This is a genomic window from Kitasatospora sp. NPDC058190, assembly GCF_042883685.1.
Taxonomy (GTDB): Bacteria; Actinomycetota; Actinomycetes; order Streptomycetales; family Streptomycetaceae; genus Kitasatospora.
Genome location: NZ_JBHVVI010000062.1, coordinates 17,172 through 42,702, shown reverse-complemented (window position 1 = coordinate 42,702; position 25,531 = coordinate 17,172). Strand labels below are relative to the sequence as shown.

At 72.0% G+C, this 25,531-nt stretch carries 22 protein-coding genes; 10 read left to right on the top strand and 12 right to left on the bottom strand.

The genetic code is table 11. The annotated features are described in order from the left end of the window. The 3 genes from ACFVWU_RS26245 (at position 1) to ACFVWU_RS26235 (ending at position 4,433) form a co-directional block, all read left to right on the top strand. Complete coding sequence (locus tag ACFVWU_RS26245; RefSeq protein WP_387625404.1) at positions 1-1,290, top strand: acetyl-CoA carboxylase biotin carboxylase subunit family protein; 1,290 nt, start codon at positions 1-3, stop codon at positions 1,288-1,290. A 102-nt stretch (positions 1,291-1,392) separates the two neighbouring features. Then, on the top strand, positions 1,393-3,930 hold the full coding sequence (locus ACFVWU_RS26240; RefSeq protein ID WP_387625402.1) for a penicillin acylase family protein: 2,538 nt from the start codon (positions 1,393-1,395) through the stop codon (positions 3,928-3,930). Positions 3,931-3,935: 5 nt separating this feature from the next. Then, positions 3,936-4,433 carry a hypothetical protein gene (locus ACFVWU_RS26235; protein WP_387625400.1) on the top strand — a complete coding sequence of 166 codons (498 nt, stop codon included), beginning with the start codon at positions 3,936-3,938 and terminating at the stop codon, positions 4,431-4,433. A gap of 77 nt (positions 4,434-4,510) precedes the next feature. On the opposite strand, the gene ACFVWU_RS26230 is transcribed toward ACFVWU_RS26235, so the two are convergent. Further along, positions 4,511-6,061: a long-chain fatty acid--CoA ligase gene (locus ACFVWU_RS26230; protein ID WP_387625398.1), complete on the bottom strand. Its 1,551-nt coding sequence runs from the start codon at positions 6,059-6,061 to the stop codon at positions 4,511-4,513. 26 nt (positions 6,062-6,087) lie between these two features. Further along, on the bottom strand, positions 6,088-6,504 hold the full coding sequence (locus tag ACFVWU_RS26225) for a hypothetical protein (protein ID WP_387625396.1): 417 nt from the start codon (positions 6,502-6,504) through the stop codon (positions 6,088-6,090). A gap of 23 nt (positions 6,505-6,527) precedes the next feature. Here ACFVWU_RS26225 and ACFVWU_RS26220 point away from each other — a divergent pair, with 23 nt between their 5' ends. Then, positions 6,528-6,803, top strand: a complete 276-nt coding sequence (locus ACFVWU_RS26220) for a hypothetical protein (RefSeq protein WP_387625415.1) — start codon at positions 6,528-6,530, stop codon at positions 6,801-6,803. Here ACFVWU_RS26220 and ACFVWU_RS26215 read toward each other — a convergent pair. Then, positions 6,737-6,985, bottom strand: coding sequence for a hypothetical protein (locus tag ACFVWU_RS26215; protein WP_387625394.1), 249 nt, complete (start codon positions 6,983-6,985; stop codon positions 6,737-6,739). The two genes, ACFVWU_RS26220 and ACFVWU_RS26215, sit on opposite strands and share 67 nt — an antisense overlap. A gap of 664 nt (positions 6,986-7,649) precedes the next feature. On the opposite strand from ACFVWU_RS26215, the gene ACFVWU_RS26210 reads away from it, so the two are divergent. Beyond that, positions 7,650-8,498 carry an NAD(P)H-binding protein gene (locus ACFVWU_RS26210; protein ID WP_387625392.1) on the top strand — a complete coding sequence of 283 codons (849 nt, stop codon included), beginning with the start codon at positions 7,650-7,652 and terminating at the stop codon, positions 8,496-8,498. A gap of 93 nt (positions 8,499-8,591) precedes the next feature. Here the strand turns inward: ACFVWU_RS26210 and ACFVWU_RS26205 are convergent, their stop codons facing one another. The 4 genes from ACFVWU_RS26205 to ACFVWU_RS26190 form a co-directional block, all read right to left on the bottom strand. Then, positions 8,592-8,960 carry a hypothetical protein gene (locus tag ACFVWU_RS26205; RefSeq protein ID WP_387625390.1) on the bottom strand — a complete coding sequence of 123 codons (369 nt, stop codon included), beginning with the start codon at positions 8,958-8,960 and terminating at the stop codon, positions 8,592-8,594. A 455-nt stretch (positions 8,961-9,415) separates the two neighbouring features. Next, positions 9,416-9,820, bottom strand: coding sequence for a hypothetical protein (locus ACFVWU_RS26200; RefSeq protein ID WP_387625388.1), 405 nt, complete (start codon positions 9,818-9,820; stop codon positions 9,416-9,418). Further along, positions 9,817-10,950, bottom strand: a complete 1,134-nt coding sequence (locus tag ACFVWU_RS26195; protein ID WP_387625386.1) for a molybdopterin-dependent oxidoreductase — start codon at positions 10,948-10,950, stop codon at positions 9,817-9,819. Before ACFVWU_RS26195 ends, ACFVWU_RS26200 begins: the two co-directional genes overlap by 4 nt. Before the next feature lie 240 nt (positions 10,951-11,190). Next, positions 11,191-12,597, bottom strand: a complete 1,407-nt coding sequence (locus ACFVWU_RS26190; protein ID WP_387625384.1) for a short-chain fatty acyl-CoA regulator family protein — start codon at positions 12,595-12,597, stop codon at positions 11,191-11,193. A 357-nt stretch (positions 12,598-12,954) separates the two neighbouring features. Between ACFVWU_RS26190 and aceA the strand changes: the two genes are divergently transcribed. From aceA to ACFVWU_RS26175, 3 genes are all read left to right on the top strand, one after another. Then, positions 12,955-14,247: an isocitrate lyase gene (gene aceA / locus ACFVWU_RS26185; RefSeq protein WP_387625382.1), complete on the top strand. Its 1,293-nt coding sequence runs from the start codon at positions 12,955-12,957 to the stop codon at positions 14,245-14,247. 164 nt (positions 14,248-14,411) lie between these two features. Next, positions 14,412-16,022, top strand: coding sequence for a malate synthase A (gene aceB, locus ACFVWU_RS26180; RefSeq protein WP_387625380.1), 1,611 nt, complete (start codon positions 14,412-14,414; stop codon positions 16,020-16,022). A 26-nt stretch (positions 16,023-16,048) separates the two neighbouring features. After that, a complete protein-coding gene (locus ACFVWU_RS26175) occupies positions 16,049-16,915 on the top strand; it encodes a 3-hydroxybutyryl-CoA dehydrogenase (protein ID WP_387625378.1) in 867 nt (288 codons plus the stop codon). 353 nt (positions 16,916-17,268) lie between these two features. Here the strand turns inward: ACFVWU_RS26175 and ACFVWU_RS26170 are convergent, their stop codons facing one another. From ACFVWU_RS26170 to ACFVWU_RS26155, 4 genes are read right to left on the bottom strand one after another with little or no spacing between them, the layout of a single operon-like run. Beyond that, positions 17,269-18,111, bottom strand: coding sequence for a ketose-bisphosphate aldolase (locus ACFVWU_RS26170; RefSeq protein ID WP_387625376.1), 843 nt, complete (start codon positions 18,109-18,111; stop codon positions 17,269-17,271). Further along, complete coding sequence (locus tag ACFVWU_RS26165; RefSeq protein ID WP_387625374.1) at positions 18,102-19,061, bottom strand: 1-phosphofructokinase family hexose kinase; 960 nt, start codon at positions 19,059-19,061, stop codon at positions 18,102-18,104. The genes ACFVWU_RS26170 and ACFVWU_RS26165 overlap by 10 nt, the downstream gene beginning before the upstream one ends. Then, positions 19,058-19,984, bottom strand: coding sequence for an ROK family protein (locus ACFVWU_RS26160; RefSeq protein ID WP_387625372.1), 927 nt, complete (start codon positions 19,982-19,984; stop codon positions 19,058-19,060). The genes ACFVWU_RS26165 and ACFVWU_RS26160 overlap by 4 nt, the downstream gene beginning before the upstream one ends. Next, positions 19,981-20,853, bottom strand: a complete 873-nt coding sequence (locus ACFVWU_RS26155; RefSeq protein ID WP_387625370.1) for an SIS domain-containing protein — start codon at positions 20,851-20,853, stop codon at positions 19,981-19,983. The genes ACFVWU_RS26160 and ACFVWU_RS26155 overlap by 4 nt, the downstream gene beginning before the upstream one ends. Positions 20,854-21,070: 217 nt before the next feature. On the opposite strand from ACFVWU_RS26155, the gene ACFVWU_RS26150 reads away from it, so the two are divergent. Beyond that, positions 21,071-21,856, top strand: coding sequence for a DeoR/GlpR family DNA-binding transcription regulator (locus tag ACFVWU_RS26150; RefSeq protein WP_387625413.1), 786 nt, complete (start codon positions 21,071-21,073; stop codon positions 21,854-21,856). Positions 21,857-21,934: 78 nt separating this feature from the next. Here ACFVWU_RS26150 and ACFVWU_RS26145 read toward each other — a convergent pair whose 3' ends face one another. Continuing rightward, positions 21,935-23,929, bottom strand: coding sequence for a ricin-type beta-trefoil lectin domain protein (locus ACFVWU_RS26145; protein WP_387625368.1), 1,995 nt, complete (start codon positions 23,927-23,929; stop codon positions 21,935-21,937). Between the two features lie 319 nt (positions 23,930-24,248). Here ACFVWU_RS26145 and ACFVWU_RS26140 point away from each other — a divergent pair, with 319 nt between their 5' ends. Further along, positions 24,249-25,508 carry an ABC transporter substrate-binding protein gene (locus ACFVWU_RS26140; RefSeq protein ID WP_387625366.1) on the top strand — a complete coding sequence of 420 codons (1,260 nt, stop codon included), beginning with the start codon at positions 24,249-24,251 and terminating at the stop codon, positions 25,506-25,508. Positions 25,509-25,531 lie beyond the last annotated feature (23 nt).

The following is a 25,531-nucleotide window of genomic DNA, read 5'->3' as shown; positions in this document are numbered from 1 at the left end:
GTGGACCGCACCGACCCGCAGACCCGAACCTCCGCCGCCGCGCTGCCGGTGCTCCTGGTCGTCTACGGCCGGGGTTCGGCGACGCCGCGCGGCGTCCTGACCGCCGCGCGGCGGGTGTGCACGGTGGTCTTCCTCGCCGACCTCGGCGACCCGAGGACGGCCGCGGACCTGGCCACCCTGCCGAAGTCGGCCACCGTGGTGGACACCGCCGGCCTGACCGAGCGGCAACTGTGCGACCGTGCCGTCGAGTTCGGCGCCTCCGGCGTGATCACCTTCAGCGACCGCCTGCTGCGCACGGCCGCCGCCGTGGCCGAGCGGTGCGGCGTGCCGTTCCACGACCGCGCCACCGTGGAGGTCCTCGTCGACAAGTTCCGCCAGCGGGAGGCGCTGGCGGCAGCCGGAGTGCAGGCCACCGTCTGCCGGACGGTCCACTCCGCCGCCGACCTCGGGCCGGCGCTGGCCGCGACCGGCCTGCCCGCCGTGCTCAAGCCCCGCTCGGGGGCCGGCAGCGTGGACACCTGCCTGGTTAGCAGCGCTGGTGAACTGGCCGACCGGTACACCGAGTTCACTCGCGACGCGGCGACTCCGGCGGTGTTCGTCCTGGAGGAGTACCTGGTGAGCGACCCCACCGTGGTGGGGGAGTTCTGGGGCGACTACGTCTCGGTCGAGTCCGCGATCAGGGACGGCGAGATCCGCACCATCGCGGTCACCGGCAAGCTGCCGTTGGCCCACCCCTTCCGGGAGACCGGCTACTTCACGCCGGCCCTGCTCCCGGACGGCCTGGCCGAGGAGGTCGTGGCCCTGGAGCAGAGCGCACTGCGGGCGCTCGGCATCCGCGAGGGAGTCACCCACACCGAGATCAAGTTCACCCCCGACGGACCGCGGCTGATCGAGGTCAACGGACGCCTGGGCGGGCACGTCTCGGACGTCCTCAAGCGCTCGGCCGGGACGGACCTGCTCACCCTCGCCGTGCGGCTGGCCCTCCGCGAGTTCGCCCCGCCCGCGCCGGTGCTCGCCCTCGGCGCGAACTGCCCCGCCGTGGCCTTCCAGTACTTCCTCTCGCCGCCCACCGACGGGCTCGCCCCCGGCGACAGCGAGCTGGTCGAGGACCTCCAGGCCATCCCCGGGGTGGACCTGGTGGATGCCCGGATCGACCCGTCCTGGCGGGCCGACTGGCGGGCCGGCACCGAATGGCTGATCGGGACGGTCTACGGCTCCGCGGCCGGGCACGCCGAACTCCGGGCCACCGTCGAGGGCATCCACCGCCGGATGGACAGTTTCTGGTCCTGAGGACCCGGGAGGGGCTCCGCCCCCCACCACCACACATCCACCCAACCCCGCACCTCTGGAGTCAACTTGCCGCGGCGAATACGCACAGCCACCCACGCGGCGGTGGCAGCCATCGTCTCCGGCCTGGTCCTCGCGCTGCTCGCGCTGGGCATCGGGCCGGTCCCCGCCCTCGGAAAAGCCCTCGTCCCCGGGGCCGGGGTGTGGGACTCCGCGGCCGGCGCCGAACTCCCCCACACCGAGACCCTCACCCTGACCGGCCTGAGCTCGCCGGTGACGGTGGCCTTCGACGACAACGGCGTCCCCACCGTCAAGGCCGCCTCCGACAACGACCTGTTCCAGGCCCAGGGCTACCTGCACGCCCGGTTCCGGCTCGCCCAGCTCGACCTGGAACGGCGCGCGGGCCGCGGCCGGCTGGCCGAGCTCAACGGGCCGGCCAGCCTCGAATCCGACCGCTTCGAGCTGCAGATGGGACTCCTGCGCACCGCCGAGGCCGAGTGGGCCGCCACCCCGCCCGACAGCCCTGCGGGCCGCGCCCTCACCAGCTACAGCCGAGGGGTCAACGCCTGGATCTCCGAGCTGCGCCAGAACGGACAGTGGCCGGCCCTCTTCTCCCTCACCGGCGTCTACCCGGCCGACTGGACGCCGGTGGACAGCCTGGTCATCCAGGAAGTCCTCACCCAGAGCATGGACTTCACCAGCACCCCGCTGGACTACGCGATCTTCCGCGACTCCCTCGGCGAGCAGCGCACCATGGACTGGTTCCCGGTGCACGCGCCCAACGACCAGCGGCCGTACGACACCGGGCCGTACCGTGACCTCGGCATCGCGCCGCTGCCCGCCAACGTCAACACCGCCGGGCCGGACGGCCACGCCGCCGCCAACCGCTCGCAGCCGCGCCCCGCACCGGTCGCGCCGACCGGCGGGGCCGACCCCGCCGGGGAGGCCACCGCGGCCCGGACCCTGCTCGACACCATCCGCGCGCTCCCGGCCACCCAGATCCACTCCTTCCCGGACAGCAACGCCTGGGTGGCGAACGGCCCGGCGGTGGCCGGCGGCAACGCGATGCTGGCCGGCGACCCGCACCTGCCGATGACCCTGCCCTCGTACTGGTACCAGATCGCGCTGTCCTCTCCGGAGACGAACGTCACCGGCGCCAGCATGGCCGGCATGCCCGGCGTGCTGATCGGCCGGAACGCGAACATCTCCTGGTCCCTGACGGACGCGCAGAACCAGTCGACGGTCTTCTACAGCGAGCAGACCAGCCCCGACCACCCCGGCCAGTACTACTGGAACAACGCCTGGCACCCCATGGAGCGGCTGGAGTACTCCATCCCGGTCCGTGGCGGGGACACCGAGCACTTCGCCGTGGACCTCACGGTGCACGGGCCGGTACTGACCCGGGCCGGGCAGACCACCTCGGTCAGCTGGATGGGCAACGTCCCCTCCCCCGACCTGGCGGTGCTGCTCTCCGTCAACAAGGCCCACGACTACCAGGAGTTCCGCACCGCGCTGGCCGACTGGCACGCCCCCACGCTCAACTTCGCCTACGCCGACGGCAGCGGGAACATCGGCGTGGTCTCCGCCGGGTACTTCCCGTTGACCAAGGGCGGCAACCCCTGGTTCCCGATGCCCGGCACCGGCGAGTACGACGTGGTCGGCGCCATCCCGTTCGACGCCACCCCCCAGGTCTACAACCCGCCGAACCACGTGGTGGCGACGGCCAACCAGCGCCCGGTCTCAGCCGACTACCCGTACTACATCGGCACCACCCTCAACTCCTTCGACAACGGCTACCGGGCGAACCGGATCTACCAGTTCCTGGAGAGCCACCAGGCGATGACCGGCGCCGACTTCACCACGCTGCAGAACGACGTGACGGACTACCTCGCCACCGTGATGCTGCCGCACCTGAAGGAGGCCCTGGCCGGCACCAAGCTCGACGCCCGCCAGCAGGCGGCGCTCGACGTCCTCAACCGCTGGGACTGCACCATGCGGCCCGGCGTCGCCGGCGGGCCGATCTGGTGGACCTTCTGGAACGACTACCTGGAGACGACCTTCCAGCCCTGGTGGGACCAGTCCAAGGTGCCGGTCGAGCGGGACCGCTTCTACCTGAAGGTCTCCAGCGCGCTTCCCAGCCTTGACGAGAACCTGGAGGCCTGGACCCTGCACGACCCGACCAACCCGGCGTTCACCTCCCCGGGCGGCCCGCCCCGCACGGCGACGGACGCCATGCGCACCGCGTTCACCCAGGCGGTCTCGGAGCTCTCCCAGGACCTCGGGACCGACCCCACCACCTGGACCTGGGACCGCGTGCACGCCCGACAGATCCCGTCGCTGACCGGCGCCGACGCGATCGGCTACGGCCCCGAGCCCGCCGAGGGCGACCGCTGGACCGTCAACGCGGCCGACGGCGGCATGACCTCCACCTTCGGCCCGAGCTGGCGCATGGTGGTCGGCTGGACGGGGCAGGGCAGCGCCACCGCGCAGGCCGTCTACCCGGGCGGACAGAGCGAGAACCCGGCGTCGCCCTGGTACCGGAACTTCGTCCCGTACTGGTGGGAGGGCCGTAACCTGCCGCTGCTGATGGCCGCGGACCAACCTGCCTCCACCAAGGTGTGGACCCTGCGACCGGGAGCGTGAGCGCCGTGACGGAACTTCAGAAGCAGTCCCCGCACGAGCAGTCCCCGCAGGAGCAGTCCCCGCAGAAGCAGTCCTCGCAGGAGCGGCCGGCACTCCCGAGCGAGGCGACGGACGGTCGGCGGGCCACCGCGCTCGCCCTCCCCGCCGGGCTGGTCGGCGCCACCGTCCTGGTGGCCGTCGGCTCGCTCTGGGGGCTCTGGTACCTGCCGTTCCCGTGCGGTCTGCTCATCGGCGCGGCAACGGCGGTACGCGGCCTGCGCGCCCGGACGGCCGTCCTGACCGCAACGGTGGCCGCCCTCGTCGGCTGGGGCGCCCCACTCCTGTGGCGCGCCGCCTCCGGCGAGGCGGTGGCCGGCACCGCCCGTACGGTGGCCGCCCTGGCCGGATTGCCGGCGCTGGCCGCACTGGTGGTCGCGGCCACCCTGCTGATCGGTCTGGTCCAGACGCTGCTGGGCGTCTGGCTCGGCCGGACGGCAGCCGCGGCCCTGCGGCCCGGGCGGTGACACCCGCCGGTCAGCAGTCGCGTCGTCTCCCGCCAGGAGCATCACGACTGCTGACCGGCGGGAGGGCCTCGTGGCGATCAGTCGACCGCGAGGTCGCGCTTGAGGATCTTGCCGGTGGCGGTCGTCGGTAGTGACGGGCGGAACTCGACCAGCCGGGGGTACTTGTGGCCCGCGAGGTTCCGCCGGCTCCACGCGACGATCTCCTGCTCGGTGACCGTCGCGCCGGGCCGGCGGACGACGTACGCTTTGACCTCCTCTCCGTGGCTCGGGTGCGGGACGCCGACCACGGCGGCCAGGCTGATGCCCGGATGGGTGTGCAGCACCTCCTCGACCTCGCGGGGGTAGACGTTGAAGCCGCCGCGGATGATCAGGTCCTTGGTGCGGTCGATGATCGAGAGGTAGCCGTCGGCGTCGCGGCGGCCGATGTCGCCGGTGCGGAACCAACCGTGCGGGTCGATCGCCTCCGCCGTCGCCTCCGGGTGGTGGAGGTATCCCCTCATGACGTTGTGGCCGCGGACCTGGAGCTCGCCGGGCTCGTCGACGTCCGCCTCCGTGCCGTCGGAGCGGGTGACCCGGACCTCGACTCCCCACACCGGCAGCCCGATCGAGCCCACCTTGCGCGGGAGGCCGATCCGGTTGAAGGAGACCAGCGGGCTGGTCTCGGACAGGCCGTAGCCCTCCAGGATCGGCACGCCGAACCGCTCCTCGAAGCCCTTCAGCACCTCGATCGGCAGTGCCGATCCGCCGCAGATGCACAGCCGCAGCGCCGCAGCGATCGCGGCCAGGTCGAACCGTTCCGCGCTCTCGCAGGTCAGCAGCGCCCAGAACATCGTCGGCACCCCCGCGAAGACGCTGACCAGCTCGCGCTCCATCAGCTCCAGGACCGTCGCCGCGTCGAAGCGGCTCATCAGCACCAGGGTCGCGCCGGAGGCGAAGCCCGCGTTCAGCTGGACGGTCTGGCCGAAGGCGTGGAACAGCGGCAGCGCCACCAGGTGGACGTCGTACGGGTCGGCGTCGCAGATCCGGGTGCCCACCAGCGCGTTCTGCACCATGTTGCTGTGCGTCAGCTCCGCGCCCTTGGGGCGGCCCGTCGTGCCGCTGGTGTAGAGGACGACGGCGGTGTCCGTCTCGTCGGTCCGTACGGTGTCGAACTCGGCGGGCAGGCCGCGGGTGAAGTCCGCCAGCGTCGCCTCACCGCACTCCGTCGGGTCCGCGGTGCCCGCGGTGAGCAGGACGAAGTACTCGCAGGCCGGTGAGGACGCGAAGGCCGCGCGGCCGGCCTCCGCCATCGGCAGCTGCTCCGTGCCCTCGAAGCAGAAGTACGCCCTCGCCCCGGAGTCCGTCAGGTGGTAGGCGATCTCCCGCTCGGTGAGCAGCACGTTCAGTGGGACGACCGTCGCCCCGGCCTTGAGGATGCCGTAGTACACGACCGGGAACAGCGGCAGGTTGGGACAGCTCAGCGCGACCCGGTCGCCGCGGCCGATGCCGCGCGCCGCCAGCGCCGCCGCGACCCGGCGCGCCTCGGCGTCGACCTGGGCGTACGTCAGACGGGTGTCGCCCAGCACCACGGCCGTGCGCTCGGGCTGGTCGCGGGCGGTGGTTTCCAGCAGTACAGCGAGGTTGAGCATGATTGTTCTCCAGAGGGGGCGCGCGGTCAGCCGCGCAGGGCGGAGGCGAAGATCGCCGGCAGCGCGGACCAGCGGGGGTCGGCGGCGAAGTCGGCCAGCAGGCGGCCGGTGGTGGCCGCCGTCCGGTTGCCGACGAACCATGGGGGCTTGGGGGAGATGGCCGGTTCGCCGTGCAGGAGGGAGCGCGGTGCCGGGCGGAACGGGCCCTGGACGACGGTGCGTTCCGGGTCGTCCAGGAGCAGGGCGTTGTGCACGACGCCGATGCCGCTCTGGACGTCGTCGAGGGTGTGGCCGGGGAAGGCACCCCAGGTGGCGGTCGCGGTGAGGTAGCCGAGGCCGGTCCAGGCATTCAACGCAACGGTGCCGTAGCGCAGTTGGGCGATCGCCTCGTCGAGGTCGGGGCCGAGGAGGGCGATCGTGCGCGGGTGCGCGACGAGGTTCACGCCGAGCGGGCCGCAGCGAGCGGCTGGAGGAACTGGTCCGCGACTTCGACCGGACTCGGGCGCAGCGGCTGCGGACCTTCCTGGTCGAGCGGGACCTGCTGCGTGCCGACACCCCGCCGCTGGTGCTGGAGCTCGCCTTCGCGGCCGGTCACCGGCTGTTCGACATCGCCTTCCACACCTCGCCGACCGGTGACGACGCGACGATCGACGAGGCGCGCCGGCTCGTGACCGCCTACCTGGAGACGTACTCCGCCCCGGGGGTGGCGGGACGGACGTCCATCAGGCCGGTGCGGTCGTAGAGGTCCAGCTTCTGAACCGTGGCGCGACCGGCCGGCAGCCGCTTCACCAGGGGGTGGAGGATCTCGGGCCGGATGTCGCAGAGGGTGAGCCGCCAGTCGCCGTCCGCCCGGGCGAAGCGCTCGACGGCCACCCGGCACATTTCGCCGGCCGCGCCGATGAAGACCACGCGCCGCGTCGTCATGCGGCACCTCCGGCGGGCTTCGCACCGATCACCACGGCGTCATGCCTGTCCGTCATGGTCTCTCCGTTCTGAAGGGCCGCCGCCGGTCCGTCGCGGCGGATCCAAACTCGAATGGATTCGAGTTTAGCCACCGGAAGGTCGCCGTCAAGGTGTCGTCAGCGGCAAGTTCAACTCGACACCGAACACGAATCCGCGCTTCCCACCTGCGAGTTGATCCGTCCCGTCGGAAGGGTTGACGCCGGCCCGGCCGCCCTTATAAAACTCGAACAGATTCGAGTTACAACGGCAGGCAGCCTGACCTCGCCCGCGCGCCGGAGCCGACACGGCCGCTTCGAGTGGTCAGTTCACATGCCCCCGACCCCCGGCGACCGACCCGATGGCCGGACGGGTCGGCTCACCGCGACCGCGGGGATTGACAGCGCCTCAGCTTGACCCACACACTCGAATCAATTCGAATTCGACTCCAGGGCTGCCGCTGCACCGGCCGTGACCTGCGTTCACGCCTGCAGCCGGCACTCGCGCGCCGGGTGGGACGAGTCGGGCCGGTCAGTTGTGCTCCGGCGGTGCCACAGTGGTTGTCGCCGGAGCGAGGGCGCACCTGCGGGCCCTGATGACAGGGCACCACACCTCAGCGCCGCTGAGCAGCCGAAGAGGGAGTGTTTCGATGATTCTCGTCACTGGAGCAACAGGCAACGTCGGCGGCCCCGTCGCGCGGCAGCTGCACGCGCTGGGCCACAGCGTCCGGGCGCTGGTGCGCGACCCCTCCCGGGCGGCCGGCCTCCCGGCGGGGATCGAGCTCGCCGTCGGCGATCTCGACGACCCCGCCGGCGTGTCCAAGGCGGTTCAGGGCGTCGAGGCCGTCTTCCTGATGCAGGTCGGAGGCGGGACCGAGCAGACCAGGACGGTGATCGACGCCGCACGAGACGCGGCGGCGCCGAAGATCGTCCTGCTCTCCTCCGTCGGCGCGCGCCTGCTGCCGCTGGAGGAGAACCCCATGGGAGCCATCGTCGCGGCTCGCGAGCAGGTCCTGCGCGAGTCCGGCCTCGGTGTGACCTACCTGCGGCCCAACTCCTTCGCGTCCAACGCCCTCTGGTGGCGCGACTCCGTCCGTGCGGGCAAGGTCGTCGACCCGACCGGTGACGGTCGGCGCGGCGTGATCGACCCGGAAGACATCGCACGCGTCGCCGTGGTCGCCCTCACCCAGGACGGTCACGTGGGGAAGGGGTACTTCCTCACCGGTCCGGAGGGCCTGACCTCGCGCGAGCAGGTCGAGATCATCGCCGCGGTGACCGGGCGTTCGATCGACTTCGAGGACGTCACTCCCCACGAGTTCGCCCAGGCTGCCGTTCAGCGGGGAACTCCGCCCGCGGAGGCGCACCTCATCGAGCGCCTGCACGAGTTTCTCCGCTCCGGTCGCGCCGGATTCGTCACCGACGACGTCGAGAACATCACCGGGACCGCCCCCAGGACCTTCCGCGACTGGTGCGAGCGCCATGCCGACGCCTTCCGCTGAGCCCGGCGCCTCGGTGGAGCGCGGCGCTCGTCGAGCACCGCCTCGGCCCGTACCGACCCCGTTCACCGCCGTGGTCGTCGCCGTCGAGGTCGGCTACCGCGTCGCCTCCTCGTGCTCCTGGTCGCCCCAGTGCACGCAGAGCGCGTAGATCGCCAGGATGTCCAGGACGATGATCAGCACGGACCAGAGCGGGTAACTGGCCACCACCCACATGTGCGAGAAGGCGTTGAGCGACAGCACGGCCACGCCGACCCAGCGTGCCAGCTGGCTGCCGGCCAGGATGCCGGCCGCGATCAGGGCCAGCAGGATCCCTAGCACCAGCAGGGTCCAGCCCCAGGCCCGCAGATCGCCCACGACGATGTGGGCGCCGGCGACGAAGACGTGCGACCGGTTGATCGCGGCGACGCCGTTCAGGCCGTTGAAGAGCGCAAGGATGAACACCAGCACACCGGCGAAGGTCACCGTGCCACTCGGGCAGCAGTGGCGCACCGCGGGCTTCCCGCCCGCACCGGTCGCTGAGGAAGCAGGAGACACCATGGGACACCTCCAGTGCGGTCTCGCCCGTCCCCCGCTTGATGGGGACTTCTGCCGAGTGGCTCCTACCGACCAGCCTAGGACCGCACCACGCGGCGAGCGCGGCGTACCCGGCTCACCCGGCTGCCTGCGCCTGCGGGGCGACGCCCCGATGTGCGGTACGCCGTCCGCGGCTACGACCACCACACCCACCGCCGTGACCTGCGCGGTCCGGGCATCCGCCCGGACCGCGCAGGGGGACCGACCACGGCTCCGGCCCGGGCGTCCGCCGCTGGGTCGTCGAAGTCGCCTTCGCGCTCCCGCACCGGTCCCGCCGTCCGGGCACCCGCTGGGAGATCCGCGACGACCTCCGCGCCGATCGGCCGGTCTGCTGTTGTTCATGGCTACCGGTCTGCCCGGCGTGCCCTCCTGACCGCCTCCAGGAGCAGCGTGACCACGGCCGTCGCTGCGAGCAGCCGGAGCAGGTTGCGCGTGTAGGGCAAGGGCAGCACGGTCGGGTTGGGGTCGGCTCCCGCGTGCAGGACGGCCGGCAGTCCCACGGCGGTCAGTGCGGCGGCTACGATCAGGCCGCCGCGCACCGTCCACGGTGCTTTCGGCAGGGCGGCCCCGGCCAGGCAGAGAAGCGGCACCCACAGCCCGTCGTGGAGCACGACGCCGCCCACCGCCCACTCCAGGACGTCCAGCGGGTCCCGGATGTCGTGGTCGTGCAGGAGTCCGTGGACGCCGTAGCCGATCACCCCCACCGCGAGGAGCGCGGTCACCGTCCGCAGCGCGGCCGCCGCCCTCATACGATCACCTCGATCCGGTCCACCCACTTGGTCTGCAGCACACCTGGGCGGCCCGGGGCGATCACCCGGGCCGGGTAGCCGTGGTCGGTGTCCAGCACTTCGCCGTTGACCCGCAGCGCCAGCAGCGTCAGCGGATCGGCGGCGTAGGCGGCCTCCATCTCCGTCTCCCGGTAAGGGCCGTCCACCTCCAGGGAGGTGATCCGCAGCCGGGCGGTGGGCGGTGCTCCGGCCCGCGCCACCAGATCCCGGATGCGTACCCCGGCCCAGTGCGCCGAGGCGCTCCAACCTTCGACGCAGGAGATCGGGAGCACGGCCTCGTGCTGGTCCATGGCCCGGAGCTCATCCATCGTCAGCTCGTACGATGCGGGGCCGATGACCTTCAGCCGCCAGTTGGCGGGCGGCTGTGCGGTGCCGGCCGCGGCGGCGGTCCGGTTGACGGGCAGGCCCTGCGGGCCGATGTCCGGACGGCGCGGCGCCAGCAGGTCGATCCGGCGCAGCCAGGGTACGGTCTGCCCGGCCGTGACCGCCGTGACCGTCAGCACCGAGGCGGTCACGGCGGTCAGGAAGCCGCGGCGCTGCGGCAGTTCCGGTCGTGGCCGACGCCAGTGGGCCGCGATCTCGGGCGCCTTGACGGCCAGGTGCAGCAGCAGGCCGCCGACCGCGATCCACGCCAGCCAGAAGTGCGTCTGCCGGAACGGGAAGGGCCACACGTACCACTGCAGCGTGTTGAGCAGCCCGGTGAACAGCTCCAGCACGATCGCCGCGACCAGCAGAAAGATGCCCAGCCGCTCCAGCGCATGCCGTACGCCGCGCGCGGGCGGCCACTCGAACAGTCGCGGGTAGACGGTCCACAGCTTGGCGCCCAGCAAGGGGATCGCGGCGATACCGCTGATCACGTGCGCGCCCTGGGTGAACCGGTACAGGCCCGCGGGGCGGGCGGACAGGTGATCGCGCAGCCAGGCGGGCGGGTCCTGCAGCACATGGCTGTACAGCCCGGTCAGGAAGCAGACCAGCAGCGCCGCACCGAGCCAGCGGCCGATCACCACGGCGGTGCGTGGATCGTGCAGCGGGGACCGGAAGGTGCCCCCGCGCAGCGGGCCTCTCCGCAGTGCCTCCGGCGGCGTGGGCAACGGCAGATCGAACCGCCGCGTGGAGGGCGGAGAGGGCGAGGAGGAAGGGTTGTGTCGCACCCCTCCATGACACAGCGCGCACCACCCGACCTGGTGGCGATTGCTGCTTACGGAATTCGTACGCCTGCCTGCGAGGCGGTTCGGCGGGTCCCCGGCGGCGGGTTGGCGGTTCGCGTCGTCGCTGCGGTGTGCTTCGACACCGTCGAGGCAGGCCGGGCCGAACACCAGTGCCTCGGTGTCCTAGCGTTCCAGGTCGACACGTACGGAGTACGGGATGAACGTGCTGGTGTGCTCGTCGACGGCCAGGGGCCGGCCGATGGCCGGGGCCGAGCGCTGGGGGCAGGCGGGGCGTTCGCAGACCTTGCAGCCGAGGCCGATGGGGGTGGCGGCGGCTTCGTCGCCGAGGTCCAGGCCGGCGGCGTACACGAGCCGGCCGGCGTGGCGGATCTCGCAGCCGAGGCCGAGCGCGAAGGTCTTGCCGGGCCGGCCCCAGCCGCCGGGTGAGCGGGTGACGGCACGGGCGGTCCACAGGTAGCGGCGGCCGTCCGGCATGGCGGCGACCTGGACATGGACTCGGCCCGGTGCGGCGAAGGCGTCGTAGACGTTCCACAGCGGGCAGGTGCCGCCGGTGCGGGAGAAGTGGAAGGCCGTGGCGGACTGCCGCTTGGAGACGTTGCCGGCGCGGTCGACGCGCACGAAGGAGAACGGCACCCCGCGCAGGCCGGAGCGCTGCAGGGTGCTGAGGCGGTGGCAGACCGTCTCGTAGCCGACGCCGAAGTGGTCGGCGAGGTGCTCGATGTCGTAGCGCGCCGACTCGGCCTCGGCGTGAAAGGCGGCGTAGGGCAGGACGAGGGCGGCGGCGAAGTAGTTGGCCAGGCCGATCCGGGTGAGCGAGTGGGCCGCCGAGCCCTCCGGGGCGTCCTGGGCGGCAAGTTCGGTGAGCAGCGCGTCGTGCTCCAGGTACGCCAGTTGGGTGGCCAGGCGGAAGGCCTGCTGGCCGGGGCGCAGCCGGTCCGACAGGCACAGGGTCCGTTGCCGCGGGTCGTACTGGTGGAGTTGGTCCCCGCCGACGGCGATCCGGACGCCGTGCGCGGAGGTCAGCCGTTCGGCCAGCACCGCTCTGGCCCCGCCGCGCCTCAGCCGGATGTCGCCCGCCAACTCCTCGGCCGCGGTGTCGAGTTCGTGGACGTAGTTCTGGCGGCGGTAGAAGAACTCGCGGACCTGTTCGTGCGGCGTGCGGGCGGCGTCGACGCCGGGGCCCCGGTCGCCCGCGAGGACGGCGAGCTGTTCGCCCATGGCGCGGCGCCCGCGTCCCAGGTCCGTCAGCAGCCGGGCCACGGCGGGCAGGCGGGCGGCGACCTCGTCGAGGTCGCCCGGAGTGATGCGGCCGGCCGCGATCTCGTCCCCGAGGGAGTCGCGCAGTTCGGCGGTGAGCCGGGCGCTGTCCGGCGGGGCGAAGTATCCGGCCTCGACACCGAACGCCTCGGTCAGGCGCAGCAGGACAGGGACGGTCAACGGGCGGGCGTCGTGCTCCAGTTGGTTGAGGTAGCTGGCCGAGAGGTCGACGAGTCGTGCCATGGCGGCCTGGCTCAGTCCGCGTTCCTCCCTGAGCCGACGGAGTCTGGCGCCTGCGAAGGCTTTCCCCATCGTCCTGGTCTCCCCCCACGTCGACGATCGGCCGACGGGTCGGCCTCGTGGGGGGCAGCCTAGCCGGGATGGCGCGGAGAGGATCTTCGCAGGCTTCGCAGATTCGCCGACGACGCTTCGCAGAAATTGGCACGGCTCCATCGGTGACGGCGGCGCCACCGGGTGCCAGAGTCGGTCCTGCGGCCGGGAGGCGCGCAGGACAGCGCCGAAATGGCAGGTCAACTTCTGTGATCCGCTGTCCGGGCGACCACGTCCCGCGGTGTTCCACCGCAGCCCGGCACCGCCCGGCCGCCCTCTCGTCACCGTGGTGAGAGGTGCCTCACATCCTTCGCAAGACGTCCCCGGGAGCGGATCACCATGACCCAGTCGGTTCGGCAGCAGCAGGAGCAGCAGGCGGCGGAGCTGGCCGCGCGGTGGGCGTCCGACCCCCGCTGGGCCGGCGTCGAGCGCACGTACACGGCGGCCGACGTCGTCCGTCTCTCGGGCACCGTACGCGAGGAGCACACCCTCGCCCGGCGCGGGGCCGAGCGCCTGTGGCAGCAGTTGCACGAGCAGGACTACATCCACGCGCTCGGCGCGCTCACCGGCGGCCAGGCCGTCCAGATGGTCAAGGCCGGGCTGCAGGCGATCTACCTGTCCGGCTGGCAGGTCGCGGCCGACGCCAACCAGGCCGGCCAGACGTACCCCGACCAGAGCCTCTACCCCGCCAACTCCGTTCCCCAGGTGGTGCGTCGGATCAACAACGCCCTGCTGCGGGCCGACGAGATCGACGCCGCCGAGGGCAACGAGGGCCCGGACTGGCTGGTGCCGATCGTCGCCGACGCCGAGGCCGGCTTCGGCGGCCCGCTGAACGCCTTCGAGCTCACCAAGGGCATGATCGCGGCCGGCGCCGCGGGCATCCACTACGAGGACCAGCTGGCCTCGGAGAAGAAGTGCGGCCACCTGGGCGGCAAGGTGCTCGTCCCCACCGCCCAGCACATCCGCACCCTCAACTCCGCCCGCCTGGCCGCCGACATCGCCGACGTGCCCACCGTGATCGTGGCCCGCACCGACGCGCTCGCCGCCAACCTCCTCACCACCGACGTGGACGAGCGCGACGCCCGCTTCTGCACCGGCGAGCGCACCGCCGAGGGCTTCTACCGCGTCGAGCCCGGCATGGCGCCGGTCATCTCCCGCGGGCTCGCCTTCGCGCCGTACGCGGACCTGCTGTGGGTGGAGACCGGCACCCCGGACCTCGCCCAGGCCAGGGAGTTCGCCGAGGCGGTCAAGGCCGAGTACCCGGACAAGATGCTCGCCTACAACTGCTCGCCGTCCTTCAACTGGAAGACCGCCCTGGACGACGACCAGATCGCCAAGTTCCAGCGGGAGCTGGGCGCGATGGGCTACCGCTTCCAGTTCATCACCCTGGCCGGCTTCCACGCGCTCAACCACTCGATGTTCCAGCTCGCCCGCGGCTACGCCGAGCACGGCATGACCGCCTACGTCGACCTCCAGGAAGCCGAGTTCGCGGCCGTGCCGGACGGCTACACCGCCGTGAAGCACCAGCGCGAGGTCGGCACCGGGTACTTCGGCCTGGTCTCCACCGCGCTCAACCCGAACGCCGAGACCCTCGCGCTGACCGGCTCCACCGAGGCCGAGCAGTTCCACTGATGCCAGGCCGTCCGGCGGGCTCGACCCGAGCCCGCCGGACCGTGCCACCCCCGGCGGCTCGCACGGCGGAGCGAGGGAGCTCCGTGCCGCCCACCCGCCCGGGGCCTCGTTGAGGGACGAGGCCCCGGGCCCCACCCGTCACCGCCTGCTTCCTGGAGAACCGGATGAGCCAGTCCAGTCGCGTCGAGGTCCTCGGAGAACACGAGGACCGCTTCGAGGAGATCCTCACCCCCGAGGCCCTCGCCTTCCTCGCCCGTCTGCACGACGAGTTCACCGCCCGGCGCACCGAACTGCTCACCGAACGCCGGCGCCGCGCCGCCAAGTTGGCGTCCGGTGGCACCCTGGACTTCCTCCCGCAGACCCGCGCCGTCCGCGAGGACCCCACCTGGCGGGTGGCCGGCGCCGGCCCCGGCCTCGCCGACCGCCGGGTGGAGATCACCGGCCCGCCCGAGCGCCGGATGACCGTCAACGCCCTCAACTCCGGTGCCAAGGTGTGGCTCGCGGACTTCGAGGACGCCACCTCCCCCACCTGGCACAACCTCGTCAACGGCCACCTCAACCTGATCGACGCGATCGAGCGCCGGATCGACGACACCACCCCCGAGGGCAAGCGGTACCGGGTCGGGGACAACCCGGCCACCATCGTCGTGCGCCCCCGCGGCTGGCACCTGGACGAGCAGCACCTCTTGATCGACGGCCGCCCGGCCATCGGCGCGCTGGTCGACTTCGGCCTCTACCTCTTCCACTGCGGCCGACCGCAGATCGCGGCCGGTTCCGGCTCGTACTTCTACCTGCCGAAGCTGGAGAACCACCTCGAAGCCCGGCTCTGGAACGACGTCTTCACCTTCGCCCAGGCCGAGTTGGGCATCCCGTACGGGACGATCCGCGCGACCGTCCTGATCGAGACCATCACCGCGGCGTTCGAGATGGACGAAATCCTGTACGAACTGCGCGACCACGCCGCCGGGTTGAACGCGGGCCGCTGGGACTACCTGTTCAGCCTCATCAAGAACTTCGCCCACCACGGCCCCCGGTACGTGCTCCCCGACCGCGCCACCCTCACCATGGCCCAGCCCTTCATGCGCGCCTACACCGACCTCCTCGTGCACACCTGCCACCGTCGCGGCGCCCACGCCATCGGCGGCATGGCCGCCGCCATCCCCCAGCGCGACCCGGCCGCCAACGAGGCGGCCCTGACCAAGGTTCGCGCCGACAAGGAGCGGGAGGCCGGCGACGGCTTCGACGGCTCCTGGGTCGCCCACCCCGGCCTCGTCGCCACCTGCCGCACCGCCTTCGACGCCGTCCTCGGCGACCGCCCCCACCAGCTCGACCGCACCCGCGAGGACGTCGAGGTCACCGCCGCCGACCTGCTCGCCGTTCACCGCCTCTCCCCCGGCCTGCCGACCGACCACGGGCTGCGTTCCAATGTCGCCGTCGCCCTGCGCTACCTCACCGCGTGGCTCGGCGGCGCCGGGGCGGTCGCCGTCTTCGGCCTGATGGAGGACGTCGCCACCGCCGAGATCGCCCGCTGCCAGATCTGGCAGTGGCAGCACCACTGCACCCGGCTGACCGTTGGCTCGCTCGCCACCCCGGACCTGGTCCGCCGGCTGATCGACCGCGAGCGGGCCACCCTCATATCCGAAGGCGTCGATCCCGAACTGCTCGACAACGCGGTGCGGATCCTCGAGGAGACCGCCCTCGGCGACGACCTCCCCGCCTTCCTCACCACCGAGGCCTACGCTCGCCACCTCGTCCGCGTCAGCGCCGCGGCCTGACCCGCCCGCACACTTCGGAGGCAGCCATGAACGACATCCGCCGCATCGCCGTCGTCGGCGCCGGACAGATGGGCTCCGGCATCGCCGAGGTCTTCGCCCGCGCCGGCCTGGACACCATCGTCTGCGAGAAGGACCCGGCCGCGCTCCGGGCCGCCCGCGGCCGCATCGACCGCTCCCTGCACCGCGCCGTCGACCGCGGCCGCATCAGTCCGACCGACCGCGAGGACACCTGGGCCCACCTGCTGTTCGCCGACGACCTCGAAGCGCTCGCCGACCGCCAACTCGTCGTCGAGGCCGTCGTCGAGGCCGAACATGCCAAGACCGACGTGCTCACCACCCTCGACAAGATCCTCGCCGACGACGACGCGATCCTCGCCACCAACACCTCGTCCATCCCGATCACCCGCCTCGGCATCACCACCGGCCGCGCCTCCCACGTCCTCGGGCTGCACTTCTTCAACCCGGCCCCGGTGATGCCCCTGGTCGAGCTCGTCTCCTCCCTGCACACGGACCAGGCCGTGCTGACGAGGGTGGAGGCCTTCGCGCGCGACATCCTCGGCAAGCACGTCGTCCACTCCCGCGACCGGGCCGGCTTCGTCGTCAACGCCCTGCTCGTGCCCTACCTGCTGTCCGCGATCCGGATGGCCGAGGCCGGCCACGCCACCCCCGAGGACATCGACGCCGGCATGGTCCACGGCTGCGCCCACCCCATGGGCCCCCTCCAACTCGCCGACCTCATCGGCCTGGACACCGTCGAGGCGATCGCGCGGTCGATGTACGAGGAGTACAAGGAGCCGCTCTACGCGCCCCCGCCCCTGCTCTCCCGCATGGTCGAGGCGGGCCTGCTCGGCCGCAAGACCGGACAGGGGTTCCACACACACCACGCGGTGTGACCAAGCGTGCCCCGCCGGTGTCCTGGCCTCTGTCGCGGAGGGCCGGACACCGGCGGGGCCTCGTGCTGCCCCCAGCCCTGCTGCCGAGTCCCGCGCCCGAGGTGCGCGGGGCCCAGCAGCAGGGTGCGCCGACCGCGGTGTCGAGCAGGTCGAGCAACCGCCCGACGCGGTCGTCGCTCAGCCGGTGGCGCACCACCCGGCCGCCCCGGGCCGCGGCCACTCATGCTGACGACCGGCACGGACCCGATCCCCATCGGTGGCAGCTCCTTCCATGAGCAGGTCCGAGCCGCGCCCCGAACAGCACGACAGCGAGGTCCGTCCCGTCGGGGACGGGCCTCAGCTCATCGGCAGTGTCAGGCCGTTGGCGCCTTGAGGACACGCAGCAGGCGGGTGACCTCGGTCGCCATGGCGGTGCGTCCGGAGCCGAGGTAGCGACGGGTGTCGACAAGTGACGGGTCGTCGTCGAGGGTGCGGCGCACGGCGGTGGTGAAGACCTGGTTGAGGTGGGTGGCGATGTTGACCTTGGTCATGCCGTGTTCGACGGCGCGGGTCAGGTGTTCGTCGGCGACGCCGGAGGAGCCGTGCAGGACCAGGGGGACGGGGACGGCCGCGCGCAGTTCGGCGATCAGGTCGTAGTCGAGGACGGCGTCGCGGGTGAGCATGGCGTGGGAGGTGCCGACGGCGACGGCGAGGGCGTCGACGCCGGTGGCGGCGACGAAGGCGGCGGCCTCGGCGGGGTCGGTCCGGGCGCCGGGGGCGTGGACGCCGTCCTTGCCGCCGACCTCGCCGAGTTCGGCCTCCACCCACACGCCCGCCGCGTGGCAGCGGGCGACCACCTCGGCGGTGGCGCGGACGTTGTCCTCGTAGGGCAGTACGGAGGCGTCGAACATGACCGAGGAGAAGCCGAGTTGGAGGGCCTCGGCGACGAGGTCGCTGGAGGTGGCGTGGTCGAGGTGGACGGCGACCGGCACCGAGGCGGTGCGGGCGGTGGCGAGCACGGCGGAGGCCATCGGGGTCAGCGCCCCGTGGTAGCGGACGGCGTTCTCGCTCAGCTGCAGGACCACCGGGGCACCGGCGGCCTCGGCGCCCGTGACGATGGCCTGGGCGTGTTCGAGCTGGATGACGTTGAACGCACCGATGCCGCGCGCGGCATTCGCCGCGGGAGTGACGATGTCGCCGGTTCCGGTCAGGGGCACGGGTTGAACTCCTCGGCTGCGAAGGGTGCGAAGGGTGCGAAGGGTTGGACGTCCACCCGGGGCCGCAGGGCCCGGTGGACGTCGGGGTCGAAGTCGCCGGCGAGCGGTGCCGCGACGGCGGCCGCGGACAGCGCCACGGCCTCGGCGAGCCGGTCGGGCCAGGGGGCACCGGTGACCAGGCCCAGGGTGAGTGCGGCAACCGCCGCGTCGCCGGCGCCGGTGGGGTTGCCGACCAGCCGTTCGGGCGAGCGGGCGCGCCAACTCCCCTGCGGGGTCACGGCGATGAGGCCGTCGGCACCGAGCGAGGCGACCACCGCGCCGGCGCCGGCGGCGTGCAGCGCGCGGGCCGCGGCGACGGGGTCGGTCAGGCCGGTGGCGGCGGCGAGTTCGTCGGCGTTCGGCTTGATCAGGGCCGGTCCGGCGGACAGCCCCGCACGCAGGGCCGTTCCGTCGGCGTCGAGCACCGCCGGGACGCCTCGTGCGCGCGCGAGCCCGAGCAGACATGCGTAGGCGTCGTCGGGGACGCCGCGTGGCAGGCTGCCGGAGAGGACCACCGCCGCCGCCTCCGGTAGCAGCTCGTCGAGGTGGTCGAGGAACCGCGCCCACTCCTCGGGGCCGACCACCGGGCCCTGTTCGAGCAGGATCGTGGTGTCCCCGACGTTCTCCTCGACCACGGCCACGGTCCGCCGGGACTCGCCCGCGATCGGCAGCATGCGATCGGTCAGGCCGGCAGCGGCGAGTTCGGCGCGGATCGCCTGGCCGGTGGGGCCGCCGACGAGTCCTGTGACGACGCTCGGGTGGCCGAGGGCGTGCAGGACGCGCGAGACGTTGACGCCCTTGCCGCCCGCCCGCTCGGCCGTCGCCCGCACCCGGTTGCTCCCTCGCGGGCGCAGCCGGTCGATCCGGTAGGTGACGTCGAGGGCGGCGTTGAGCGTGACGGTCAGGATCACTGGCCGGCCTTTCGCTGCGGCGGGTCGTGGGCCAGCAGGTCGTGGGCGAGGAGGGCGGCGCCCTGGCAGCCGGCTTCGTGGCCGAGTTCGGCGGGGAGGATCTGTGGCATCGTCTGGAAGGTGAGTCGTTCGGCGACCGCCGCGCGCAGGGGCGTGAAGTAGGGGCCGCCGGCGCGGGCGAGGCCGCCGCCGATCACGATGCGCTCGGGGTCGAGCAGCGTGACGGCGGCGGTCAGGGCGTCGGCGAGCGCCTCGATCGCCTCGTTCCAGACCGTGACGGCGGCCTGGTCCCCGGCGGCGGCGCGCTCGCCGACGTGCTTGGCGGTGACTCCGTCCTCCCCGGTGGCGGCGGTGTAGCGGCGGGCGACGGCGGCCGCGGAGGCGACGGTCTCCAGACAGCCCCGGCCACCACACGGGCAGGCCTGGCCGCCGGGGCGGACCACCAGGTGTCCGAGCTCCCCGGCCCGTACGTGGCTGCCGGTCACCGCCCGTCCGTCGGACATGAGCGCCGCCGCGATGCCGGTGCCGACCGGGACGAAGAGGAAGTCCCGGCTGCCGCGGCCCGCGCCGATCCGTGCTTCGGCCAGGCCGCCGGCGCGCACGTCGTGGCCCAGCGCCACCGGCAGGCCCAACTCCTCGGCGAGCCAGTCCCGAAGCGGCAGTTGGCGCCAGCCGAGGTTGGCGGCCAGCACCGAGGTCCCCGCGGTCTCGTCGACGATGCCGGGCACCGCGATGCCCGCCGCTGCCGGAGCGTGCCGGTCGGCCAGCTCACGAGCCGCCGCCAGCACCGTCTCCAGCACCGCGTCCGGGCCGCGCTCGGCACCGGTGAACCAGCGGTCGCTCTCGTGCAGGATGCCGTCCTCGCCGGCCGCGCCGCCCTTGATGTAGGTGCCACCGACATCGAGGGCGATCACTCCGGTCACGGCTGGGCCAGCACGATCGAGCGGGTCAGGTTGCGCGGCCGGTCGGGGTCCAGACCGCCGGCCTCGGCCAGCTCCACGGCCAGGCGCTGGGCGCGCACCAGGTCCGCCAGCGGGTCCAGGTCGGTCACGGAGGTCACCGCGCCGATGCCCTGGACCTGCTCCAGCAGCCCGGCCGGCGGCTCGCCGAAGAACCACACCACCCGGCCCGGGGCGGCGATGCTGACCGGACCGTGCCGGTACTCCATCGCCGGGTAGGACTCGGTCCAGGCACCGGAGGCCTCGCGGAGCTTGAGCGCCGCCTCGTTGGCCAGACCGACCGTCCAGCCGGTCCCGACGAAGGTGAACTGGCCCGCGCCGACGGCCCCTTCGGGCAGGGGCTCGGCCAGCGCCCGCGCCGCCTGCTCGGGCAGGTCCGCCGGGGCCAGGCCCAGGTGGCCGCGCAGCAGCGCCAGCGCCGTGGTGGCGAAACGGGTCTGCACCACCGACTTCTCGTCCGCGAACTCCAGGTCCACCACGGCGTTCGCCGCCGTGCGGATCGGCGTGTCGAGATCACCGGTCAGCGCCACGCTCGGAATGTGCCCGGCACGAGCGAGGGCGGCGAGCACCTCGGTCGTCGTCCCGGACCGGCTGATCGCGACCAGCCGGTCGTAGCCGCGCGCGGCCGGGAACTCCGAGGCCGCGAACGCGTCGGTCTCCCCCAGCCCGGCCGCCTCACGCAACGACGCGTACGCCTGCGCGATGTACAGCGAGGTGCCGCAGCCGATCACGGCCACCCGCTCGGCCTTCTCCGGGAGACCCGCGGGCTCCAGTTCCAGGGCCCGGCGCCAGCACTCCGGCTGACTGGCGATCTCCTGCTCGACGTGGCTCATTCAGGGCTCTCCTCGGTAGGGGCTCGGGGCGGCACTCGGGCATCGGCCCGCCCCGGGCGTCCGCTCAGGACTGCAAGCGAATGCTTGAAACTGATCTATTCATAGCTCAATACGTCATCTATGAGCAATACTGGTCACCGGAAGCGTCAGCCCGCCGCTCACCGGTGATCGGCAGCGATGGGCTCGTGTTCGAAACATCCGAGGTGAGGGAGTGATGATGGGCCCGCACGAGCGGTGGTCCCGCCTGCTCGAGATCCTGGGCGACCGGGGCCGGATCGACGTGGCGACGGCGGCCGAGCTGCTGAACGTCTCCGCGGCCACCGTGCGACGGGACATGGACGAGCTCGCCCGCCAGCAGGTCCTGACCCGCACGCGTGGTGGCGCGGTGCTGAGCGGAGTCGCGTACGATCTGCCGCTCCGCTACAAGACCGCGCGCCAGGCCGGCGAGAAGCAGCGCATCGCCAAAGCCGCCGCCGCACTCGTCCCGTCCGGCTCGGTGGTCGGCATCAACGGCGGCACCACCACCTCCGAGGTGGCCCGCGAGCTCGCCGTCCGCACCGATCTGGCCGGGTACGGCGGCCAGACGGCACTGACCGTCGTCACCAACGCGATCAACATCGCCAACGAGCTGGCGGTGCGCCCGTACGTGAAGACCGTGGTCACGGGCGGCGTGGCACGGCCCCAGTCCTATGAGCTGATCGGCCCGTTGGCGACCATGATGTTGCAGGCGATCTCACTGGACTGCGTGATCCTCGGCGTCAACGCCGTCGACCCCCGGTTCGGCGCGGCCACCCACGACGAGAGCGAGGCGAACGCCAACCGCGCGATGGCCGAACGGGCGGAGCGGGTGATCGTGGTGGCCGACTCCACCAAGCTGGGCCGGCGCGCGTTCGCGCGGGTCTGCGACACGGACGCGATCGCCGTGCTGGTCACCGACGCCGAGGCGCCGGACGAGCTCGTCGAGCGCTTCGCCGCCCGCGGGGTGGACGTCCACTGCGTCTGACGGCCGGGTCCGCGGCGGGGTGGGCCGTGCGGGTGGGGTCCGCCGAACCCGCCCGCACGGCCGGAACCACGTCGTCCGTCAAGCCCCTGGCGGGGTGTTGAACGGTGCGGCCCAGGTCTGGTTGGTCTGGATCGCGTTCGGTGCCGCGCCGCAGGGGTACAGGTCGACGGGGGTGCCGGACGCCGTCGTGGTGCCGCCGTAGACGTCCAGGCAGGAGCTGGTTCCGGCGAGCTTCAGGTTGCCGTCACGGTTGTAGGTCCAGCTCTGCCGGCCAGGGGCCGAGCCGCAGGCCGCGACGCCGACCCACTGGCCCTGCTTCCCGTTGAGCGCCCCGGTGGTGCTGCCGCTCTGTGCGGTCAGGCAGAGGTTGGCGGCGCCCGCCTGGAGGAGCCGGACGGAGCCGTCGGCGTTCAGCTGCCACTGCTGGTTGCCGTTGCCCGTGCAGGGGTAGACGTCGACCGGGTTGCCCGCGGTGGTGCCGGAGGCGTAGTTGTCCAGGCAGAGCGACGCCTTGCCCCAGTCGTCACGCGAGACGGTGATCTGGCCGCGCGGGGTGACGGTGGCACCGCTGGGCGGAGTGATCTTGAACATCGCGCTGTCGTGCGGGCCGACGGTGAGCCCGACGGTTCCGGCCGAGGTGCTGGTGCGGTGCGCCCACAGGTCGCGGACGGTGTACCGGCCGCCGGTGGTGTTGAAGCCCAGGGAGTTCAGGTTCACCGTGTAATCGGCGCTCGAAGCGCCCTTGTTGAGCACCACGACCGCGCGGCTGCCGTCCGCGAGCGGCTTGACCACGACGTCGATGCCGCTGTCCGCGGCCGGTGTGCCGTCCGCGTTCGCGCCGCCACCGGCCACCCGGTAGCCGCCGGCACCCAGCGGGTCCTGGTCGACGGCGATGACCTCGGAGTTGCCGAGGATGCCGATCGACGCCTTCAGGTGCGGGGCCTCGGCCGGGTGGGCGGCGAGGTAGGCGGGCTCGAACTTGCGGGCGTCGGTGGAGATCACCAGCGGTGCCGCCAGCGCGGAGAACAGCGACATCTGGCTGCGCTCCTCGGCGGTGGTCATGCCGTTGTCGCCGATCATCAGCATGTCGGCGTCGTTCCAGTTGCCCGGGCCCTGGTAGCGGCTCATCTCGACGCCGTAGTCGAAGCTCTGGTAGGCGCCGATGTTGTAGCCGCCGGGTCGGATCTGCTGGTTCCACGGATTCAAGCCGTCGCCGTAGTTCCAGATGTCCGGACCGACCCGCCACAACTGGCCGAGCGAGCGCACCCACTCCATCTCGGCGAACTTGGCCGGGCCGTTGCCGTAGCCGGCCGGGGCGGAGATGTCGAACATCACGTTCGGCGTCGGCCTGCCCGCCTGGTTGGCGTTCGCCACGGCCGTGGCGAGGTCACCGGACATCCGGGTGTCCAGCGTCCGGACCGGCTCCTGCTGGCCGCAGTTGTCGTACTTGAGCTCGTCGACGCCCCAGTAGACGAAGGAGTCGGCGTCGTTCTGCTCGTGGTACTCGCTGCCGTTGGGCAGGTTGGGCGCGGTCGGCGGGTACGTGGAGCAGGTGTGGGTGCCGGAGGTCTCGTAGATGCCGAACTTGGCGCCGAGACTGTGCAGGTAGTTCCCGTAGCCCGTCAGCTCGTAGTCGAAGCCGGGCTGCTGGGCGGTGTTGCGGACGTCGGTGGCGCCGCCCCAGTTGAGCGCGCCGTGCAGGTAACCGGCGCTGTTGCGGTACATCCAGCAGTCGTCGACGGTGACGGTCTTGTAGCCGGCCCCGATCAGGCCGGTGTCGGAGAGCGCCTTGGCGTTGTCCTCCATGTACTGCTGGAACGAGTACGTCGACGGGGCGGAGCCGTCGAGCGGGGCCTGCGGCGTGCACTGGGCGCGGGTCCAGTTGTTGAAGCCCATCGGGGGCAGCGCACCGATCGGGCCGTTGGGCGCGGCCGACGCGGTGTAGTTGGCGGACGGCGCGCCGACACCGTCGTTGGCGGCTGCGGGCGTGGCGCCGAGCGCGGCGCCCGCCAGGACGGCGGTCGCCGCGACGAGCGACATGGCCTTGTGCGACGACAGGGATTGTCTGGTCACAGGTGGGGGTTCCTTCCACTCTGACTGAAGATGCTCTGATGTTTGGTGAATCAAGCAGCTTCAGTCACGTGCGGAGCAGCTTCGGGCGGCCAAGCAGCGCGCGTCAAGATGCGGACCCGGCCCTCACACCGCCCACGTCTCGACTGCAACGCTTCGGTAACACGCCTGGCCTGCCAGGATGCCGACGGTGCACACTCTGGTGAAACCGATGCGCGATATTGACGAAATATCGACCAAAAATCGCATCTTCGCGCAAAACGCACCATCCCCCACCAGGGCCTCCTCGGGGTCGGCCCCAGCTGCAAAGGCGGTATCAGAGATGAAGCGGCGTCTTCTCACCCTGTCGGCGGCCACCGTGGCCGGAACGCTCGCCCTGTCGGGGTGCAGCAAGGGGTCGAACTCCGGCTCGACCTCCGCCGACGGCGTCACCACGATCAAGTTCGTCGCGGCCGACTACGGCTCCAACGGACAGAACCCGAGTCAGGCGTACTGGCAGGGCGTGATCTCCGCCTTCGAGCAGCAGAACCCGAAGATCAAGGTCGACCTCCAGGTCATCAACTGGAACGACCTCGACACCCAGGTCAAGACGATGGTGCAGAACGGCAACCAGCCGGACATCCTGCAGACCGGCGGCTACGCCGACTTCGCCAAGAACGGCCAGCTCTACCCCGCCCAGGACGTCCTCTCCAGCAGCACCGCAGGCGACTTCGTCCCCTCGATGGCGCACGCCGGCGAACAGGACGGCACCCAGTACGGCATACCGTTCGTCTCCAGCGCCCGGATGTTCCTGATCAACAACGCGCTCTTCAAGAAGGCCGGCCTCGACCCGGCCAACCCGCCCAGGACCTGGGCCGACCTCACCGCCGCCGCCACCGCGCTGAAGAACGCCGGCGTCGAGATCCCGCTCGGTGTGCCGCTGGGCAAGGAGGAGGCCCAGGGCGAGTCGTTCATCTGGATGCTGGAGAACCACGGCGGCTACCAGGACGACAAGGGCAAGTACACCATCAACTCGCAGGCCAACATCGACACCTTCACCCAACTCAAGAGCTGGGCGGACGCGGGCCTGACCGAGCAGAGCCCCGCCTCCGTCAACCGCACGGACCTCGCGAAGGACTTCGCGTCGGGCAAGGTCGGCATGCTCAACGGCATCCCCACCCAGCTGAACGATGTCAAGACCATGGACGTCACCTGGACTGCGATGCCCAGCAAGGACGGCACCGGCAAGGCCACGCTCGGCGTCGCCGACTGGGTGATGGCCTTCAAGAAGGGCGGCCACAAGGACCAGATCAAGGCCTTCCTCGACTTCGCCTACAGCAAGGACAACACGGTGAAGTTCGACAAGGAGTACAGCCTGATGCCGGTCACCCAGTCCGCGCTCACCGCGCTCCAGGCCGACCCGGACGAGAAGGCGCTGACGCCGTTCCTGCAGATCCTGCCCACCGCCACCTTCTACCCGCTCAGCGACCCGACCTGGCCCGCCGTCTCCGCGCAGGTCAAGACCCAGATCGGCAGCGCGGTCAGCGACCCGAAGAAGACCCTCGACGCACTCCAGCAGGCCGCCCAGCAGGCCGGCGAGTGACCGGCGCGACGGCGTAAGGAATC